Here is a 17323-nt window from a genome sequence, read left to right as displayed (position 1 = left end):
GCGGGACGTCAGCACCGCGCAGGCGCTGCAACGGCGCTTGGAGGCCTTCCAGTTCGACTGGGCCTCGGAGCCCGCCCCCTCCTCCCCACCCCACCCCTTTCCCTTCCCCACCCATGAGGTGGGAGGAGAGGAGGGCAGGGGTCATCCGGGCGGGGCTCGCGGGGACCGCGCGCCCCGCCCGGGGGCGGAGGCCGTCACGCCGCCCCCGCCCTCGCCGTGTGCATCCGCCCAGCGCGCTCCGTGCGCGCCCTGCGGGTGCACGGACACGCCGAGCGCGGCCGGGGAGTCACCCGTCACCGCGATGTCCCCCGCACGGTCGGTCCGCAGCACGCTCGCGCCCAGCGCCCGTAGCCGGTCCACCGTCCGCGGGGACGGATGACCGTACGCGTTGCCCTCGCCGCACGAGATCAACGCCAGCCGGGGCCGCAGCTCGCCGGCCAGGGCCCAGTCCTGATGAGCCGAACCGTGGTGCGCCACCTTCAACACGTCCACCCTCCCCACCCGCCCCGACAAGGCGGCCTGCGCCGGTGGTTCGAGGTCACCCAGCAATGCCATCCGCAGGCCGTCCGCCGCCGACACCAGCAGCGCCACGCTGGCGTTGTTCGCCCCCGGCGCCTCCACCACGGACCCCGCCTCGGGCCACACCACCTCCCAGGACAGCCCCGCACCCGCCGACCGCCGCTCACCCCGCCCGGCCCGCAGCAGCGGTACGCCCGCAGCGGCCGACCACGCCGTCACCCTGGCGACCTCACCCGGCGGCTCGTCCAGAGTGGTGCCCTCGACCGCCCCGATCCGGCGACCCCGCACCACCCCCGGCACACCCTCGACATGATCGGCGTGGAAGTGCGTCAGCAGGAGCAACGGCACCTCCGTGACCCCGAGATCCCGCAGACACCTGTCCGCGGCATTCGGGTCCGGACCCGCGTCGACCACCACCGCCCGCTCCGGTACACCCGCCGCGAGGACCGACATGTCCCCCTGACCGACGTCGCACATCACCATCCGCCACCCCGGTGGCGGCCAGCCGGTGGCGATCCTCGTCAGCTGGGGCGGTCGCAGCAGCACGGCCAGCAGGACCACCAGCAACAGCCCCGTCACCAGCGCCCGCACCCATCGCCTCCGCCGCCGGGGGCGGGGGCGGGGCCGGAGATGAGGACGGACGGAGTCGGGTTCCGTGCGCCGCGGCAGCAGGAGCGGCGCCGCCCAGCAGGCCGCGAGGGCGCCCAGTGCGACCGTCACGACCCCGAACCACCCTCCCGGCCAGACGAGTTGGCCACCGGGGAGCTCGGCTCCGCGCCGGGCCACCAGCGCGAGCCAGCCCGCCGCCACCCCGGCCGGCTCGGCGAGCAGGCCGGCCGGGCCGGGCAGCAGCGGCTGCAGTACGAGCACCCCGAAACCGAGCAGCGTCGCCGGGGCCACCGCGAGCTCCGCCAGCAGGTTGCACGGGATCGCGACCAGGCTGACGTGACCGGACAGCAGCACCGTCACCGGCGCGCACAGCGCCTGCGCGGCGGCCGTCGCGGCAAGGGCGCCCGCCAGGTGGTGCGGCCAACCCCGGGAGCGCAACGCCGCGGCCCAGTGCGGCCCGAGGACGAGCAACCCTGCCGTGGCGAGCACCGAGAGCAGGAAGCCGAAGGACCGTGCGAGGAACGGGTCCAGCAGGACGAGGACCAGGACCGTCCCTGCGAGCGCGGGCACCGCCTGCCGGGGGCGGCCGGTGGCCAACGCGAGCATGCCGATCAGTCCCGTCCCCGCGGCCCGCAGCACGCTGGGTTCCGGGCGGCAGACGGTGACGAAGGCCAGCGTCAGGGCCGTCCCGAGCAGCGCGCTGGTGCGCAGCGAGAGCCCCAGTGCCGCGGCCAGCCCGCGTCGCTCGGAGGTCCCGGCCAGCCCGGGGGCGCCCAGCAGCACGCCGAGGACGATCGCCAGGTTGGCCCCGCTGACCGCCACCAGGTGCACCAGGTCGGTGGCCCGGAAGGCGTCCTCCAGGTCGTCGGGCAGGCGGGAGGTGTCCCCGACGACCAGGCCCGGGATCAGCCCCCGCGCATCCGGCGGGAGCCCGTCGGTGGCCGTGCGCAGGCCCGCGCGCAGCCGCCCGGCGATCCGCTGCGGAAAGCTCGGTGGAGCGAGTTGCCGTGGCGGCCCGTGGGCGATCAGCAGGGCCGCGGACTCGGTCTCGTGCCCCTCGCCCGCCGGACGCACCTCGGCCTCCGCCGCCAGCCGCTGGGACGGGAGCAGCCGCTGCCAGGGCTCGGCCTCCGGGCCCCGGACCATGACGGTCACGGGTGTCCGCGTCCGGGTGCTCCGGCCGTCCGGGAGGAGCGTGACGCGGTCGGCCACCGCTTGGACGGTCAGGAGGGTCTGCCCTCCCGCGGTCCCGCTGCGGGACGTGTGGGACGCCGGGTCCCCGACGACGGTCAGCTCCACGTCGACCGCCCGGGCGGACCGGTCCGGGGAGTGCGGCGCCGCGCGCTCGGCCGCCCGGGCGAGCTCCGGCAGCGGCCCGCGGTGCAGGTCGGCGGTGTGCAGCGGGGTCGCGACCGCGGCGGCGGCCCCGGTGAGCAGGACGGCCGCCAGCGTCACCGCCGCCCCTCGGCGGCGCCGGAGCCCGCGTCCGGCCAGGAGCAGGCCGGCCACCGCCGTCGCGGCGGCCGCGAACCCGAAGGCGTGGACGTGGTGGTGCGGCGCCAGGCCGAGGAGCGCGGCGGTGACCGCCCAGGCCGACACGGCCGGCAGCAGCAGTCGGAAGTCGGCACCCGCGGACCGGGCGGTCGAGGCCTGGTCGATGGTGACGGGCATGGCGGTACCCCCTCTCGGCGGGTGGCGGCGGACCGCCTCGGGCGGACGGTCGACGATGGACGGATCGGATGGGTGGACGTCAGAGGGTGAGCAGGGGGCGGAGTTCCGCGAACGTCCGCGCGCCGATTCCGCTGACCTGTCGGAGCTGGTCGAGCGAGCGGAACGAGCCGTGCGACGTGCGGTAGGCGAGGATGCGCTGGGCCAGCGTCGGGCCGACGCCGGGGAGGGTGTCGAGCTGTTCGAGGGTGGCGCGGTTGAGGCTGACGGGTGGTCGGGGCCCGGCGGGCGTCGGGAGGCCGCCGGGCCCGGCGGCGGGGGCGGGCGCAAGGGCCGACTCGCCGACGAGGATCTGCTCGCCGTCCGTCAGCACCCGGGCCAGGTTCAGGTTGTGGGTGTCCGTCTCCGGCTGCGGGCCTCCCGCGGCCTTCAGTGCGTCGGCCACCCGGGACCCGCCCGGCAGGGTGTGCAGACCGGGGAGGTGGACCCGCCCGCCGACGTCGACCACCACGGCCGACCCGGCGTCGGGCGCACCGGGCGGGCCGGGGCCCCCGGTCACGGCCGCCGCCGCGCCACCGGCACCGGCACCGCCCGCGCTCTCGGCGGTGGTCTCGCCCGGGGACACGACGGGCTCGGCCGCCGTCGGCCCTGCCGACCCCGGAACGGACGCCAGCGCCGGCACCGGGAGCGCCTGCGGCCGGGCGAACCAGAAATGCTGCACGGCGTAGCCGACGGCGAACAGCAGCAGCACGGCCAACCCGGCCACCGCCCGCCGGTCGAGCGCCAGGGCCGCGCCGAACCGAAAGCGCGGCGCGATCGCCGGGCCGAAGGAGTCCTGTGGTCCCGGCGGTTCCGGCGCGCCCGGCACGTCGGAGGCGGACGGCGGCGCCGGAGCACCGCGCACGCTCCCCGACTCCGCCGTCGGTACCGGCAGCCCCTCACCTACCGGCGGCCCCGCCCCCGCCGGCGGCCCCGTCGCCGGGGGCTCCCCGGTCACGGTGCCGGAGCCAGGCGCACCGGTTCCGGAGGCGGGGGCACCGGTGCCGGAGCCGGGCACACCGGTGCCGGAGCCCGAGCCGGCCACGGGGGCTCGCGCCCCGGCAGTCCGGTCACCGTCCACAGGCAGCAGCGCCGCCATCCGCAGTCGTACGGTCTCGTCGGTCTCGTGGCGCTTCGCCGCGCCCAGGCTCAAGCTCGTCATGCCGAGGACGGTAGGAGCCCACGGACCGGCGCGCAGAAATTACCCAAACCCTGTGGAAAACCCGGGGGTTGTGGATAAAACAGATCGCTCGCACGAGTGAGTTGAGCCTCGACGAGTTGACCAGGAGCCGCTCAGCGCGGCGCGACCACCACCGCGAGCAGCCCCGGCCCGACGTGTGCGCCGATCACCGCGCCCACCTCACCCACGTACAGCTCGCGCAGCCCGGGCACCCGCGCGCGCAACCGCTCCGCGAGCGGCTCGGCCCGGTCCTCGGCCGCCAGGTGGTGCACGGTGATGTCGACCTCCCCGTCCCCCGAACGCTCGACCGCGATCTCCTCCAGCCGCGCGATCGCCCGTGACGCGGTGCGCACCTTCTCCAGCGGCTCGATCCGGCCCCCGTCCAGGTGGAGCAGCGGCTTGACCGCCAGCGCCGACCCGAGCAGCGCCCGGGCCGCCCCGATCCGGCCGCCCCGTCGCAGGTGTTCCAGGGTGTCGACGTAGAAGAACCCGCTGGTCCCGGCCGCGCGCCGGGTCGCCGCGTCAGCCGCGGAGGCGAGGTCCTGCCCGGCCTCGATCGCCTCGGCGGCGGCCAGCACCCCGTACCCGAGGGCCATGCCGACCAGTCGGCTGTCCACCACCCGCACCGGCACGGGTGCCTCGGCGGCGGCCAGCCTGGCCGCCTCGACCGTGCCGGACAGCTCGCCGGAGATGTGCACGGAGACGACGCCCTTCGCCCCGGCCTCGGCGGCGGCCCGGTAGGTGGCCGCGAAGGTCTCCGGGTTCGGCCGGGAGGTGGTCACCCGCTGCTTGCCGCGCAGCGCCTCGGCGACGTCCTTCGGCGAGATCTCCACACCCTCGCAGAGCACCGAGTCGCCGACCACGACGCTGAGCGGGACGACGGTGATCCCGTGGCGGTCGAGGGCCTCCTGCGGCAGATAGGCCGTGGAATCGGTGACGAGTGCGAGGTCGGAGGGCATGAGGCGGAGGTTACTCCCCGTTCGTCGCCGAGGACAGCGCCCTGCTGCGGGCCCCGTTCAGCCGGCCGTGGGCCCCGCCGACGGCTTCCGCAGGCGCTGCGCCAGCTTGGCCAGCGGGTCGGCGAGCCCGAGCAGCTCCTCCGCACCCGCGCGCCCCTTCCCGTCGGTCAGCCCGGCCCGTGCCGCCGGCTCTCCCGCACCCCCCGCGGCCCCGGCGGAGCCCGACGAGCCCGACGTACCGGACGAACCCGACGCGGACGATCCGGAAGCGGACGACGCCCCGGACGACGGCCCGTCCCAGTGCCGCAGCGCCCCGGCCTCGCTCTCGCACTCCTGGCTGAGCCGGCCGAGCTCGTCGTCGGCGAACCGGTGCATCCGGTCCTGCGCGGCCCAGCGCATGGTCTCCGCCGAGCGGGTGATCCGTTCGGCACGGCGGCGCAGTTCGGGCAGCTTGGCGGCGATCCGGGCGACGTCCGGCTCCCGCTCGAGCATCCGCAGTTCGGCGTCGAGTTCGGCGGCGTGCGCGTCGAGCCTGGTCAGCAGCGCGAGGGACTCACCGAGCTGGCCGTCCTGGGGCAGCCCGCCCTCCAGCACCTGCCGGGTGCCGTCGAGGGAGGTGCGCAGGCCCAGCCGGACGGCGGCGATCTGCCCGGGCGGCCCGGCCTTGGTGTAGGTCTTCGCCTTGAGGGTGGCGTTCTCCACGGCGCGGCGGGCGTTGGCCTCGTGCTGCCCGATCTTCGCAGCGACCGTCTTCGCCGCCCGCACCGTGCCGACCACGGCCAGTACCAGCGCCGCGATCCCGAAGAGCAGGACCAGGCCGATCATCACGCCGAACACGTCCATCGCGAGCCACCTTCCGCCACCGTTTCGGCCCCCACCGGTCCCAACGCGGGCCGCCCTGCCGAGGGTTCCACCGTAGCCGCCGCACGGGGCCCGGGGGCCGGCCGAACGGGCCCCGGCGGCGGAGATCAGGGACAGATCGGGGATTCCCCCAAGGGCACAGGGCGCGCAGGGAGAGGAGCGGGAGCCGGAGCACGGCGGAGAGCGCCGGAGCACGGCGAAGGGCGGGCGCCCCGGAGGACGCCCGCCCACACACCACGCTCGACCGGCACACCGACCGACCGCCGACCGCCCGCCGACCGCCCGCCGCCGACCGGTCACCCGATCCACCGGCCACCCGGTCGACCAGTCACCCGATCACCGAGTCACCGAGTCACCGAATCACCCGGTGACGATGTTCACCAGCTTCGGAGCCCGCGCGATCACCTTGCGCACCGGCGCGTCGCCCAGCGCCGCGACGACGGCCGGGTCGGCCAGCGCCAGCGCCTCCAGCTCGGCGTCCGAGATGCCCGGGGCGACCTCCAGCCGCGCCTTGACCTTGCCCTTGATCTGCACCACGCAGGTCACCGACTCGTCCACCACGTACGCCGGGTCGGCGACCGGGTAGTCGGTGTGCGCCAGCGACTCGCCGTGGCCCAGTCTGCGCCACAGCTCCTCGGCGATGTGCGGGGCCAGCGGCGCGACCATCAGGACCAGCTGCTCGGCCACGGCGCGCGGCGTGGAGCCGCGCTTGACCAGGGCGTTGTTCAGCTCGATCGCCTTGGCGACGGCCGTGTTGAAGCGCAGCCCGGCCATGTCGGCACGGATGCCGTCGATCGCCTTGTGCAGGGCCCGCAGGGTGGCCTCGTCCGGCTCCTCCTCGGTGACGACCAGCTCGCCGGTGGTCTCCGAGACGACGTTGCGCCACAGCCGCTGCAGGAAGCGGTACGAGCCGACGACCGCGCGGGTGTCCCAGGGGCGGGAGACGTCCAGCGGGCCCATAGACATCTCGTACAGGCGCAGCGTGTCGGCGCCGTACTCGTCGGCGATGTCGTCGGGGGCGACGGCGTTCTTCAGGGACTTGCCCATCTTGCCGGCCTCGCGCTTGACCGGCTCGCCCTGCCAGGAGTAGGCCCCGTCGCGCTCCTCGACCTCGGCGGCGGGCACCGGGAAGCCGCGCTCGTCGCGGTAGACGTCCGCGGTGATCATGCCCTGGTTGAACAGCTTGTGGAACGGCTCGACGGAGGAGACGTGGCCCAGGTCGTGCAGCACCTTGTGCCAGAAGCGCGCGTACAGCAGGTGCAGCACGGCGTGCTCGGCACCGCCGACGTACAGGTCGGCGCCGCCGGCCGGCTTGGTCGCGGTCGGGCCCAGCCAGTAGCGCTCGTTGGCGGGGTCGACCACGGCCGCGTCGTTGGACGGGTCGACGTAGCGCAGCTCGTACCAGCAGGAACCCGCCCAGTTGGGCATGGTGTTGGTCTCGCGGCGGTACCGCTTCGGGCCGTCGCCCAGGTCCAGCTCGACGTTGACCCAGTCCTCGTTGCGCGACAGCGGGGTCTTGGGCGAGGAGGTGGAGTCGTACGGGTCGTAGGTGTGCGGCGAGTAGTCGTCGACCTCGGGGACCTCGACCGGCAGCATCGACTCGGGCAGCGCGTGCATGACGCCGTCCTCGTCGTAGACGATCGGGAAGGGCTCGCCCCAGTACCGCTGGCGGCTGAACAGCCAGTCGCGCAGGCGGTAGTTGACGGTGCCCTCGCCGATGCCGCGCTCGGCCAGCCAGCCGGTCACGTGCGCCTTGGCGTCGACGACGCTCAGGCCGTCCAGGGTCAGGCCGTCCCGGGTGGAGTTGACGATGACCGAGTCGTAGGTGTCGAACGCGTCGTCCCAGGCCGCCGGGTCCTCGCCGCGCCCGTCGGTGGGCTCGACGACGCAGCGCATCGGCAGCGCGAAGGCGCGGGCGAACGCGAAGTCGCGGTGGTCGTGGGCGGGGACGGCCATGATGGCGCCGGTGCCGTAGCCCATCAGCACGTAGTCGGCGATGAACACCGGGACGGCCGCGCCGCTGACGGGGTTGACGGCGTGGGCGCCGGTGAACACGCCGGTCTTGACCTTGGCCTCGACCTGGCGCTCGACGTCCGACTTGGCGGCGGCGGTGGCGCGGTAGGCGGCGACGGCCTCGGCGGGGGTGGCGGCACCGCCGGTCCACTCGGCGGGCACGCCCTCGGGCCAGGCGGCCGGGACGATCGAGTCGACCAGACCGTGCTCGGGCGCCAGCACCATGTAGGTGGCGCCGAACAGGGTGTCCGGGCGGGTGGTGAAGACGGTGATCTTCTCGTCGGAGCCGACGGCGAAGTCGACCCGGGCGCCTTCGGAGCGCCCGATCCAGTTGCGCTGCTGCAGCTTGATGGCCTCGGGCCAGTCCAGCAGGTCCAGGTCGGCGATCAGCCGGTCGGAGTACGCGGTGATGCGCATCATCCACTGGCGCAGGTTGGACTTGAACACCGGGAAGTTGCCGCGCTCGGAGCGGCCGTCCGCGGTGACCTCCTCGTTGGCCAGGACGGTGCCCAGGCCGGGGCACCAGTTGACCGGCACCTCCTTGGCGTACGCCAGCCGGTACTCGCCCAGCAGCTCGTCCCGCTCGGCGGCGGACAACTCGGCCCAGGCGCGGCCGTCCGGGGTGGCGCGCTCACCGGACTCGAACCCGGCGACGAGTTCGGCGATCGGGCGGGCCTTGCCGGCGGCCTCGTCGTACCAGGAGTTGAAGATCTGCAGGAAGATCCACTGGGTCCAGCGGTAGTACTCCGGGTCGATCGTGGAGATCGAGCGGCGCGGGTCGTGGCCCAGGCCCAGCCGGCGCAGCTGCTGGCGCATGTTGGCGATGTTGGCCTCGGTGGAGACCCGCGGGTGGGTGCCGGTCTGCACCGCGTACTGCTCGGCGGGCAGGCCGAAGGCGTCGTAGCCCAGCGTGTGCAGCACGTTGTGGCCGGTCATCCGCTGGTAGCGGGCGTAGACGTCGGTGGCGATGTAGCCCAGCGGGTGGCCGACGTGCAGGCCCGCACCCGAGGGGTACGGGAACATGTCCATGATGAAGCTGTGCGGCCGCGCGGCGACGTCACCGGCCGACGGGTCGGCCAGCGCACCGGTGGGGTTGGGGGCGTGGAAGGTGCCCTCCTTCTCCCAGATGTCCTGCCAGCGGGACTCGATCTCCGCCGCCAGCGCAGCGCTGTACCGGAACGGCTCGGTCACGGTCTCGGCCGTGCCGGACGCAGGGGTCGTCTCGCTCATGGTCCTTCAAGCTCCATCGGTGTCAGTTGGCGAACCGCGCACACGGCCGGCCCGTGAACGGGGGCGGAAAACAAAAAATCCCCTCGCAGGAGGGGACGCCACGCCGACTCCGGCCCCGCCCGAGGGCGCAGCCGGTCCTGGTCAGCGCGGCCGGCTAAGGAGCAGGCGCACGGTTCGCATGGGCTCAGGGTACCGCAAGCGGGTCGGCCCGCTCCCGGGTGTACCGCCCTGCGGACCGCCCGCCGCACGCCCTTCACGGGCCGCCCGGGGCGCGCCCCGCACCGGCCGCCCGCCGCGCGCCTGCCCCGGACCCCGCACGCCTCCCCCGGGCCCCGCCCGCTGCCGGGGCCGAGCCGCCGCGCCACCGGAGCCGGACCGTCACCGACGGGCGGCGGCCGACGCACCGGGCCCGCCCCTCACCTCCCGGCCTGCGCCGCCACCCGCCCCGCCGTGTCGAAGTCCCGCAGCGCCCGGGCCAGCCGCTCGGACTGCATGCCCGAGGCGAGCGTCCGGGCGAGCGCCGCGGTCCGGGCCGCCTCCCGCTGGTCGCCGAGGCGCCGGTGGGTCTCGGCGAGGCGGACCATCAGCAGCGCCTTCGACCGGGCCCGGCCGGCCCCGAGGCCCGCGACGGCCTCCGCGAGCAGCGCCTTGGCCAGCCGGTACTGGCCGAGCGCCAGGCGCCCCTCCCCCACCATCCCGGCGAGGTCGGCGCGGGCCTCGGCCGTACCGGGCACGCCGTCGAGCTCGGCGAAGGCCCTGGCGGCGGCCCGCTCGGTCCGTTCCGCCTCGCCCCGGCGTCCGTGCGCGCGGGCGATCCGGCCGAGCTGGCGGGCCCGCCCGACGGGGCTCAGCGCGGCGGCGTGGACGGTCAGGGCCCGGTCGAGGGCGTCGACGGCGTCCAGGCCCCGCCCGCCCGCGCCCTGCGGGGCGAGCGCCACCAGGGCGCCGAGCACGGCGACGCCCAGCCGGGGCTCACCGCTGACGTGGGCGGCGCGCAGCGCGGCGACGAAGGCCCGCTGGGCGGCCGCGTCGTGGCCGAGGTCGTAGGCGGCCCAGCCGGCCAGCCGGGCGAGCCGGCTGGCCGTGCCGTAGAGCTCGCGGCCGAGCCGTTCGTCATACGCGCCGAGCTCCAGCAGCTTGGCCACCATGGCGAGTTCGGCGCGGGTGGGGCCGAGGACGAGGCCGCCGCCGCAGGAGCGTTCGAGCCGCTGCTTGCTGCGGTAGGAGAGGCCGAGGTCGCCAACCAGGCCGGGGTCGATGCGCAGGGCCCCCTCGCCGCCGCCGACGGGTGGCGGCGGGGAGGCGAGCCGTTCGGCGGCCTGGTCGAGGTCGGCGCCGCGGAAGAGGTCGGTGAGGCGGACCGGTCCGGCGTCGGTGGCGGCCTCGCGCAGTGCGGTCTGGGCGGTGTCGGCGGTCCACGGGTCGGTGAGCAGCCGGGGCGAGAGGATCTTGGCGCCGCGGTGGCCGCCCATCCGGCCCCAGAGCTGCTCGTACGTGACGGCGATGCCGAGGGTGCGGCTGAGGACCTCGCAGACGGTCTGGTCGTGCGGGCTGCGCGGCACCATGCCGCGGTCGCGCCACTTGTAGGGGGCGGTGGAGCTGATGGCCAGGCCCGGCGGCAGGGCGAGGCTCACCTCGCGGGCGAGCCGTTCCGGACTCCAGCCGAGCTGGTGCAGTATCCGGGCCAGTTCCTCGTTCCGCCTTCGCTCCAGATCGGCCATGGCACGAAGGTAGCGGTCTTTCCGGGTCTCCCGCCGGTGGCATGAGCAGAACGACGAAGGGCCGCCTCCCTTTTCGGAAGACGGCCCTCGACTGCTGTGGAGCTATGGGGAATTGAACCCCAGACCTCTTGCATGCCATGCAAGCGCTCTACCAACTGAGCTATAGCCCCTTGACCTGCGATGTCACCGGGGGCTTTCGGCCGTTTCCGTCCGGTTTCCCTCGGCGACATCGACTACTTTACACGGTCCCGGGGGTGCTCCACGAATCCGTTTCCCGCGGCCGCCGACCGGGCCGTGACCTGCGTGGTCCGCCGGCTGCCGCGGGCCCCGGACGGGTCGCCGTGCACCCGGTCGCTCCCGCCACCCCGACCCGACCCGACGGACGCACCCCGACGACCCGGCCCGACGGACGCACCCCCACAACGCGAGAGGCCGCCACCCGAAGGGTGACGGCCTCTCCGCTGCTGTGGAGCTATGGGGAATTGAACCCCAGACCTCTTGCATGCCATGCAAGCGCTCTACCAACTGAGCTATAGCCCCGCGACACGGGCTCCCCTGCCTGAACAGGATCGCTGGTGCGGAGTGGAGCTATGGGGAATTGAACCCCAGACCTCTTGCATGCCATGCAAGCGCTCTACCAACTGAGCTATAGCCCCGCACTCACCGGATCTCCCGCTTCCCTTCCGGGCCGCGTTCCTTCCCTGCGAACGAGGAAGACTCTAGCTGGTCAGGCCCGGAACTGCGAAATCCGCCCTCTCGGGGCCCTTCCGGGCCCCCTCCGTCCCACCCGTGACGCACCCGTCGCTCAGGTGTCGTCGCCGATCACCGGCTGCGGGAGCGTGCCCGCGTTGTGCTCCAGCAGGCGCCAGCCGCGCGCCCCCGAGCCGAGCACCGACCAGCAGCAGTTCGACAGTCCGCCGAAGCACTCCCACTGGGCGGGCTCCAGGTCGAGCAGCCGCCCGAGCATGGTGCGGATGGTCCCGCCGTGGCTGACCACCACCAGCGTCCCGTGCTCCGGCAGCTTGGCGACGGCCTCGAGCACCACCGGGACGGAGCGGTCGGCGACCTCGGTCGCGAGTTCGCCGCCGCCGCGCCGGACCGGCTCGCCGGCCGCCCAGGCCGCGTACTCCTCGGGGTAGCGCTCGCGGATCTCGGCGTTGGTCAGGCCCTGCCAGGAGCCCGCGTAGGTCTCCCGCAGGCCCTCGTGGTGCTGGACGTCGAGCCCGGTGACCTGGGCCAGCTCCTCGGCGGTGCGCCGGGCCCGGACGAGGTCGGAGGAGATCAGCAGGTCGGGCCGCAGGCCGGAGAGCAGCCGGGCCGCCCGCTGGGCCTGCAGGACGCCCTGCCCGGTCAGCTCGATGTCCGTGGTGCCCTGGAAGCGGGACTCGAGGTTCCAGGAGGTCTGACCGTGCCGCCAGAAGACGATGCGCGGGCCCCGCGCGTCCCGGCTCAGTGCAGGTCCTCGGGCTTGCCGAAGTCGTCCGCCGGGGCGACGGCGTTGCCGGCCCCGTCGGTGTGGGCGTCGGGGCGGTTGCGCGAGGCGACGGCGTCCTCGGGCAGGGGCAGCTCGGGGCAGTCCTTCCAGAGGCGGTCCAGCGAGTAGAAGGAACGCTCCTCGGAGTGCTGGACGTGGACGACGATGTCCAGGTAGTCGAGCAGGATCCAGCGGCCCTCGCGCTCGCCCTCGCGGCGCACCGGCTTGATGTCCAGCTGCTCGCGCAGCTGGTCCTCGATCTCCTCGGCGATGGCCCGGACCTGGCGGTCGTTGCCGGCGGAGGCGATCAGGAAGGCGTCGGTGATCGACAGCACCTCGCTGACGTCGAAGGCGATGATGTTGTGCGCGAGCTTGTCGGCCGCCGCCTGCGCGGCGACGGTGATGAGCTGCTGGCTGTGGTCGGTGACGGTCACGGTGTTCTTCCGGCTCGGCGGCTTGGGTGCCCCCGGCGCTCGGCCGGGGGTGCCTTCCAGGATCTCACGCCGCCGAGGCGGCCCCGGAACGCTTTTCCGGGGCCGCGCCGCCGCCCGCCGGGCCCGCCCGGGCCGGGGCCCGGGGCCGGGTCCGGCCCGGGCGTCCCCGCCCTACTGGTTCTTCGGCGGCTGGTAGTCCTTGCCGAGCACCACCACGAGGTCCGCGTTCTGGGCGTCCCCGACCTTCTTCGCCGCGGTGTCCGGCAGGCCGAGACTGGTCGCCAGCGACTTCGCCGCGGCCTGCCGGGCGTCGTCGGTGTAGCGGATCTCACTGGTGGCCTGCGGGGCGGTCCTGGAGCCGCCGGGGATGAAGGTCAGGCCGGAGTTGACCACCTGGACCTGTGCGGCGGCGGCCGCCTGGTCGTTCCCGGTGGCGTCCTGGATCGAGACCCGGGCCGGGGCCTCGCCGGAGGCCGCGGACTTCACGGTGCCGCCGAGCACGTCCTTGACCTGCTTGCCCGCGGTGGCCTCGTCCAGGCCGCCGTCCGGCTTGACGGTCAGCGCGGTGGTGCCGAGGTGGCCGTCCTTCGCCTGCTGGGCGAGCTGGGCGAGCACCCCGGCGAGGGCGTCCTCGGGCAGCGAGGGGTCGAGCACCGCGTTCATCCGGTGCACGTCGTCCTTGGCGTCCTTCAGCTCGGTGGGCATGGTGCGCAGGACCGCGTCCATCACCTGTCCGAAACGGGCCAGCTGGGCGTCGCGGTTCTCCCCCTGCGCCTGCAGGGTGGCGTAGGCGACCGCGGCCTTTCCGTTGAGCATGGTGTTCTTGCCCGCCGCGGAGAGCAGCTTGCCGTCCGGCTTGCCGCCCTCGTGGGTCTCGGCGTTGGTGTCCACGCGGACTCCGCCGAGCTGGGAGACCAGCATCTCCAGGTACGGGGTGTCCAGGCGCCAGGTGCCGGCGACCGGGGCCCCGAGCACGGTGGACAGGCCGTCGCGGGTGGCCGAGGCGCCCATGCTGTCCATGGCCTGGCCGACGGTGGTGACCGGCGGGTCGCCGGGGCCGGGCAGCCGCAGGGTGTCGGGCAGCAGCAGGACGGTGCCCTTCTTGCCGGTGACGTCGTTGACCAGCAGCGCGCTGGAGACCTTGCCCTGCAGGTCGCGCAGGTGCACCACGTTGACCTGGCGCGGGCCGGCCGCGCTCGCCGCGGTCTGCTTGTCGCCGGTGAACCAGAGGTAGCCGCCGGTGCCGGCCGCCGCGAGGGCCACCACCACGCCGAGGCCGATCAGCCGGTTGCGCAGCTTGCGGCGGCGCTCGGCGCGCACCTCGCTGCGGGACTCGGCGAACTTCAGCCAGTCGATGACGTCCTCGGTCTCCTCCGCCTCCTCGTCGACGAAGGTGAACTCGCCCGTGGGGTAGTCGTCCTTGGACGCCTTCGAGCCGGCCTTGCCGGCCCGGGCCCCGCCGACCATCTCGGACGGCTGCTCGGGCTTGGCCGGGGCCGCGGCGGGCTTGGGCGCGCGCGGGCGCGGCGGCGCGGGGGCCGGGGGCTCGGCGGTGACGGCCGGTCCGGGTCGCTGCCCGGACCGGGCCCCGGGCTCGGGCTCGGCCACCGACGGGGCGGCCGGGTAGGCCTGCTGCTGGTAGCCGTCGTAGCCGTACTGCTGGTCCTGGTAGCCGTAGCCGCCCTGCTGCTGGTACGCCTGGCCGGCCTGTCCCGGCTGCACGGGCTGCCCGTACGGGTCGTACTGCTGCTCGTACTGGTCGTACTGCTGCGGCTGCTGCTGGTACGCCTGGTACGGCTGCTGCTGGTAGGGCTGCTGCTCCTGGTAGCCGTAGGCGTCCTGGGAGTACACCGGCTGCCCGTACTGGTCGTACTGCTGCGGCTGCTGCGGCTGCTGGTACGCCTGGTACGGCTGCTGGTACTGCCCCGTCGACCACTCCTCCGGCTGCTGGTGCTGCTGGCCGCCGCTGCGATCACTCACGCCCGCTCCTGGTCAGGTCCGGTGCGGCGCGTACAGCGCCCGCTTGTCGATGTAGCGGACCACGCCGTCCGGGACGAGGTACCAGACCGGTTCGCCCTTGGCGACCCGGTTGCGGCAGTCCGTGGAGGAGATGGCCAGCGCCGGGACCTCCACCAGGGAGACCCCGCCCACCGGAAGCCCGGCGTCCGACAGAGTGTGCCCCGGGCGGGTGCATCCGATGAAGTGGGCGAGCGAGAAGAGCTCCTCGGAGTCGCGCCAGGACAGGATCTGGGCGAGCGCGTCGGCACCGGTGATGAAGAAGAGGTCGGCGTCCGGGTGCATGGCGTGCAGGTCGCGCAGGGTGTCGACGGTGTACGTCGGGCCCTCGCGGTCGATGTCGATCCGGCTGACCGAGAACTGCGGGTTCTCGGCGGTGGCGATGACCGTCATCAGGTAGCGGTCCTCGGCCGGGGTGACCTGGCGGTCGCTCTTCTGCCACGGCTGCCCGGTCGGGACGAAGACCACCTCGTCCAGGTGGAACGCGCTCGCCACCTCGCTGGCGGCGACCAGGTGGCCGTGGTGGATCGGGTCGAAGGTTCCGCCCATCACGCCGAGGCGCTTCTTCACCGGTTCCGGTCCGCCGGGATTCCCGGCCTGCTCTCCCATGCCGCCACACCTTACGCGACGCCCGTTACGGTGCGGGAACGCCTGGGTGGGGGTCCTCCGCAGACGCCTCGGGGAGCGTCCGGCGCACGGGCCGGACGCCCCCCGGGCGGCGTCGGGACGGGCTCAGCGGTCCCGGTTGAAGCGGGTGGTGACGAAGAGCAGGAGCAGCAGGATGAACAGTGCGGCGCCACCCGTCAGGTACGGGTTGAGGCTGTCGTGGTTGCCCCCCTCGCCCTCGGCGAGCAGGTTCAGGACGGGGAGTGCGGCGGCAGTGTTCATGGTCGGCGTGACCTTCTCGGCTCGGGTGAACGGACCTGGGGTTCTTCCGGGCCGGTGAGGGCCCACCCGTCATCGTACGGGGGGTCACACCGCAACCGCTCGGCGGCCCACCGCCGCTGACCGGGGGTGAGCCCCGCCGGGGCGGGCAGCAGGTGCGACGCGCCCCGGGCGGGGCCCCGCGGGGCCTCAGTTGCCGCGGAAGGCGCGCGCCATGATCCAGACCAGCAGGCCGACGCCGACGAACGACGCCACCACGATGATCCGCAGGAAGATACCCGGGCCGGCCTCGTTCGAGATGGGCGTGGCCAGGCTGACAAGCGCGTCGGTGGACATCTGCGGGCTCCTCGAACTGCTCGGTACCGCGGCCGGGTCCGGTCTCGGTTCTCCAGGGCATTCAGGGTAAACCGGCCTCACACCGGCGGCCCCCACCGGCCCCCGCGGCGCGGCCGGCCCGGGTCCTGGTGCCCGCCCGGCCCGGGTACGCGTGCCCGCCCGGGGACGAGTACGCAACCACGGACGTTGCAGATTCAGTCGTTGAAGGAGCACAGCAGCGGGGGGCCGGCCGCCGGGCCGGGGCCGCCGTCGACCAGGAGGTACCCGGACCATGACCGACCCGACCGTGAAGACCCCCAGCCGGCGCCGCCAGCGCTTCGCCGGCATCTCCACCCGTGCATGGGAGCACCCGGCGGACCGGTCCGCCCTGGTCGCCCTGCGCAAGCTGACCGGCTTCGACGACGTGCTGAAGAAGCTCGCCGGGCTGGTCTCCGAGCGCTCGATCCGGCTGATGTTCCTGGCCACCGCCGTGAAGACCTCCGAGCGCCAGTTCCCCGAGCTGTACGACATGGTGCGCGACGCGGCCTACGTGCTCGACCTGGAGAAGGTCCCGGACCTGTACGTGACCCAGGACCCGACGGTCAACGCGTACTGCATCGGCATCGACTCCCCGGTCATCGTGATCACCAGCGGCCTGGTCGACCTGATGGACGAGGAGGAGCTGCGCTCGGTCATCGGCCACGAGGTCGGCCACGCGATGTCCGGCCACGCCGTCTACCGGACGATGCTGATGATCCTCACCAACATCGCCACCCGGGTCGCCTGGGTGCCGCTCGGCAACCTGGCGATCATGGCGGTCGTCACCGCGCTCAAGGAGTGGTTCCGCAAGGCGGAGCTGTCCAGCGACCGCGCGGGCCTGCTCGCCGGGCAGGACCTCCAGGCGTCCATGCGGGCCCTGATGAAGCTGGCCGGCGGGCACGACCTGGCCGAGCTGAACGTCGACGCCTTCCTGGAGCAGGCCGAGGAGTACGAGAAGGCCGGGGACCTGCGCGACGGCGTGCTCAAGCTGCTCCAGGTGCTGCCGCAGAGCCACCCGTTCGCGGTGGTCCGGGTCGCCCAGCTGAAGAAGTGGGCCGAGAGCGAGGACTACCGCTCGATCCTGGCCGGCGCCTACCCGCGCCGGGCGGACGACCCGAACACCTCGGTCGGCGAGCAGTGGAAGGCCGCCGCCGACCACTACACGTCCTCGGTGAAGGACAGCAAGGACCCACTGATGGGCCTGATCCGGGACGTCGCCGGCGGTGCCGCGAACGTCGGCGGCAAGCTCCGCGACACCTTCACGGGCGCCGCCCGCCCGTCCGCCGCCCCGCGCGAGGACGGCGAGGACCGCGGCAAGGGCTGACCCGCCCGCCCGTCGACGGCCGGTGCCCCGCCCCGGG

At 74.3% G+C, this 17323-nt stretch carries 13 protein-coding genes, 3 tRNA genes and 1 pseudogene; 2 read left to right on the top strand and 15 right to left on the bottom strand.

Translation table 11 applies throughout. From position 1 onward, the window contains the following. Positions 1-64: pseudogene (locus AB0N04_RS18940) on the top strand (hypothetical protein); the annotation flags it as partial. Positions 65-141: 77 nt separating this feature from the next. Here AB0N04_RS18940 and AB0N04_RS18935 read toward each other — a convergent pair. The 15 genes from AB0N04_RS18935 to AB0N04_RS18865 all read right to left on the bottom strand — a co-directional run bounded on the left by AB0N04_RS18935 (position 142) and on the right by AB0N04_RS18865 (position 15944). Then, complete coding sequence (locus AB0N04_RS18935) at positions 142-2799, bottom strand: ComEC/Rec2 family competence protein (protein ID WP_360221776.1); 2658 nt, start codon at positions 2797-2799, stop codon at positions 142-144. A gap of 79 nt (positions 2800-2878) precedes the next feature. After that, positions 2879-3997, bottom strand: a complete 1119-nt coding sequence (locus AB0N04_RS18930; protein WP_360221779.1) for a helix-hairpin-helix domain-containing protein — start codon at positions 3995-3997, stop codon at positions 2879-2881. A gap of 131 nt (positions 3998-4128) precedes the next feature. After that, the gene (locus AB0N04_RS18925) at positions 4129-4974 is read right to left on the bottom strand and encodes a DegV family protein (protein ID WP_360221782.1); all 846 of its coding nucleotides are present in this window, start codon (positions 4972-4974) and stop codon (positions 4129-4131) included. Between the two features lie 57 nt (positions 4975-5031). Continuing rightward, the gene (locus AB0N04_RS18920) at positions 5032-5817 is read right to left on the bottom strand and encodes a hypothetical protein (RefSeq protein ID WP_360221785.1); all 786 of its coding nucleotides are present in this window, start codon (positions 5815-5817) and stop codon (positions 5032-5034) included. Positions 5818-6195: 378 nt separating this feature from the next. Continuing rightward, positions 6196-9078, bottom strand: a complete 2883-nt coding sequence (gene leuS, locus AB0N04_RS18915; RefSeq protein WP_360221788.1) for a leucine--tRNA ligase — start codon at positions 9076-9078, stop codon at positions 6196-6198. Between the two features lie 416 nt (positions 9079-9494). Continuing rightward, on the bottom strand, positions 9495-10799 hold the full coding sequence (locus tag AB0N04_RS18910) for a hypothetical protein (RefSeq protein WP_360221791.1): 1305 nt from the start codon (positions 10797-10799) through the stop codon (positions 9495-9497). A gap of 97 nt (positions 10800-10896) precedes the next feature. Further along, positions 10897-10969 (bottom strand) — tRNA-Ala (locus AB0N04_RS18905). 297 nt (positions 10970-11266) lie between these two features. Then, positions 11267-11339: transfer RNA gene (locus AB0N04_RS18900), tRNA-Ala, on the bottom strand. Between the two features lie 43 nt (positions 11340-11382). Beyond that, positions 11383-11455, bottom strand: a tRNA-Ala gene (locus AB0N04_RS18895). A gap of 149 nt (positions 11456-11604) precedes the next feature. Beyond that, a complete protein-coding gene (locus tag AB0N04_RS18890; RefSeq protein WP_360221827.1) occupies positions 11605-12252 on the bottom strand; it encodes a histidine phosphatase family protein in 648 nt (215 codons plus the stop codon). Beyond that, positions 12249-12707 carry a ribosome silencing factor gene (gene rsfS / locus AB0N04_RS18885; protein WP_360221793.1) on the bottom strand — a complete coding sequence of 153 codons (459 nt, stop codon included), beginning with the start codon at positions 12705-12707 and terminating at the stop codon, positions 12249-12251. The genes AB0N04_RS18890 and rsfS overlap by 4 nt, the downstream gene beginning before the upstream one ends. 171 nt (positions 12708-12878) lie before the next feature. Further along, the gene (locus AB0N04_RS18880) at positions 12879-14687 is read right to left on the bottom strand and encodes a LytR C-terminal domain-containing protein (protein WP_360221796.1); all 1809 of its coding nucleotides are present in this window, start codon (positions 14685-14687) and stop codon (positions 12879-12881) included. A gap of 12 nt (positions 14688-14699) precedes the next feature. Next, positions 14700-15332 (bottom strand): nicotinate-nucleotide adenylyltransferase, encoded by a 633-nt coding sequence (gene nadD / locus AB0N04_RS18875; RefSeq protein WP_360221799.1) that lies wholly within the window; start codon positions 15330-15332, stop codon positions 14700-14702. Between the two features lie 123 nt (positions 15333-15455). After that, positions 15456-15611: a hypothetical protein gene (locus tag AB0N04_RS18870; RefSeq protein ID WP_360221802.1), complete on the bottom strand. Its 156-nt coding sequence runs from the start codon at positions 15609-15611 to the stop codon at positions 15456-15458. Positions 15612-15797: 186 nt separating this feature from the next. Next, complete coding sequence (locus AB0N04_RS18865; protein ID WP_360221805.1) at positions 15798-15944, bottom strand: hypothetical protein; 147 nt, start codon at positions 15942-15944, stop codon at positions 15798-15800. Between the two features lie 271 nt (positions 15945-16215). Between AB0N04_RS18865 and AB0N04_RS18860 the strand changes: the two genes are divergently transcribed. Beyond that, a complete protein-coding gene (locus AB0N04_RS18860) occupies positions 16216-17286 on the top strand; it encodes a M48 family metallopeptidase (RefSeq protein ID WP_360221808.1) in 1071 nt (356 codons plus the stop codon). Positions 17287-17323 lie beyond the last annotated feature (37 nt).

This window comes from Kitasatospora sp. NPDC051702, assembly GCF_040681575.1.
GTDB lineage: Bacteria > Actinomycetota > Actinomycetes > Streptomycetales > Streptomycetaceae > Kitasatospora.
The sequence above is the reverse complement of the archived record's forward strand: the minus strand, read 5'-3'. Positions and strand labels throughout refer to the sequence as shown.

Bases quoted from the DNA above. Each gene is read 5' to 3' on its own strand.
- AB0N04_RS18935 (WP_360221776.1), bottom strand. From the start codon at position 2,799: ATGCCCGTCACCATCGACCAGGCCTCGACCGCCCGGTCCGCGGGTGCC.
- AB0N04_RS18930 (WP_360221779.1), bottom strand. From the start codon at position 3,997: ATGACGAGCTTGAGCCTGGGCGCGGCGAAGCGCCACGAGACCGACGAG.
- AB0N04_RS18925 (WP_360221782.1), bottom strand. From the start codon at position 4,974: ATGCCCTCCGACCTCGCACTCGTCACCGATTCCACGGCCTATCTGCCG.
- AB0N04_RS18920 (WP_360221785.1), bottom strand. From the start codon at position 5,817: ATGGACGTGTTCGGCGTGATGATCGGCCTGGTCCTGCTCTTCGGGATC.
- leuS (WP_360221788.1), bottom strand. From the start codon at position 9,078: ATGAGCGAGACGACCCCTGCGTCCGGCACGGCCGAGACCGTGACCGAG.
- AB0N04_RS18910 (WP_360221791.1), bottom strand. From the start codon at position 10,799: ATGGCCGATCTGGAGCGAAGGCGGAACGAGGAACTGGCCCGGATACTG.
- nadD (WP_360221799.1), bottom strand. From the start codon at position 15,332: ATGGGAGAGCAGGCCGGGAATCCCGGCGGACCGGAACCGGTGAAGAAG.
- AB0N04_RS18870 (WP_360221802.1), bottom strand. From the start codon at position 15,611: ATGAACACTGCCGCCGCACTCCCCGTCCTGAACCTGCTCGCCGAGGGC.
- AB0N04_RS18865 (WP_360221805.1), bottom strand. From the start codon at position 15,944: ATGTCCACCGACGCGCTTGTCAGCCTGGCCACGCCCATCTCGAACGAG.
- AB0N04_RS18860 (WP_360221808.1), top strand. From the start codon at position 16,216: ATGACCGACCCGACCGTGAAGACCCCCAGCCGGCGCCGCCAGCGCTTC.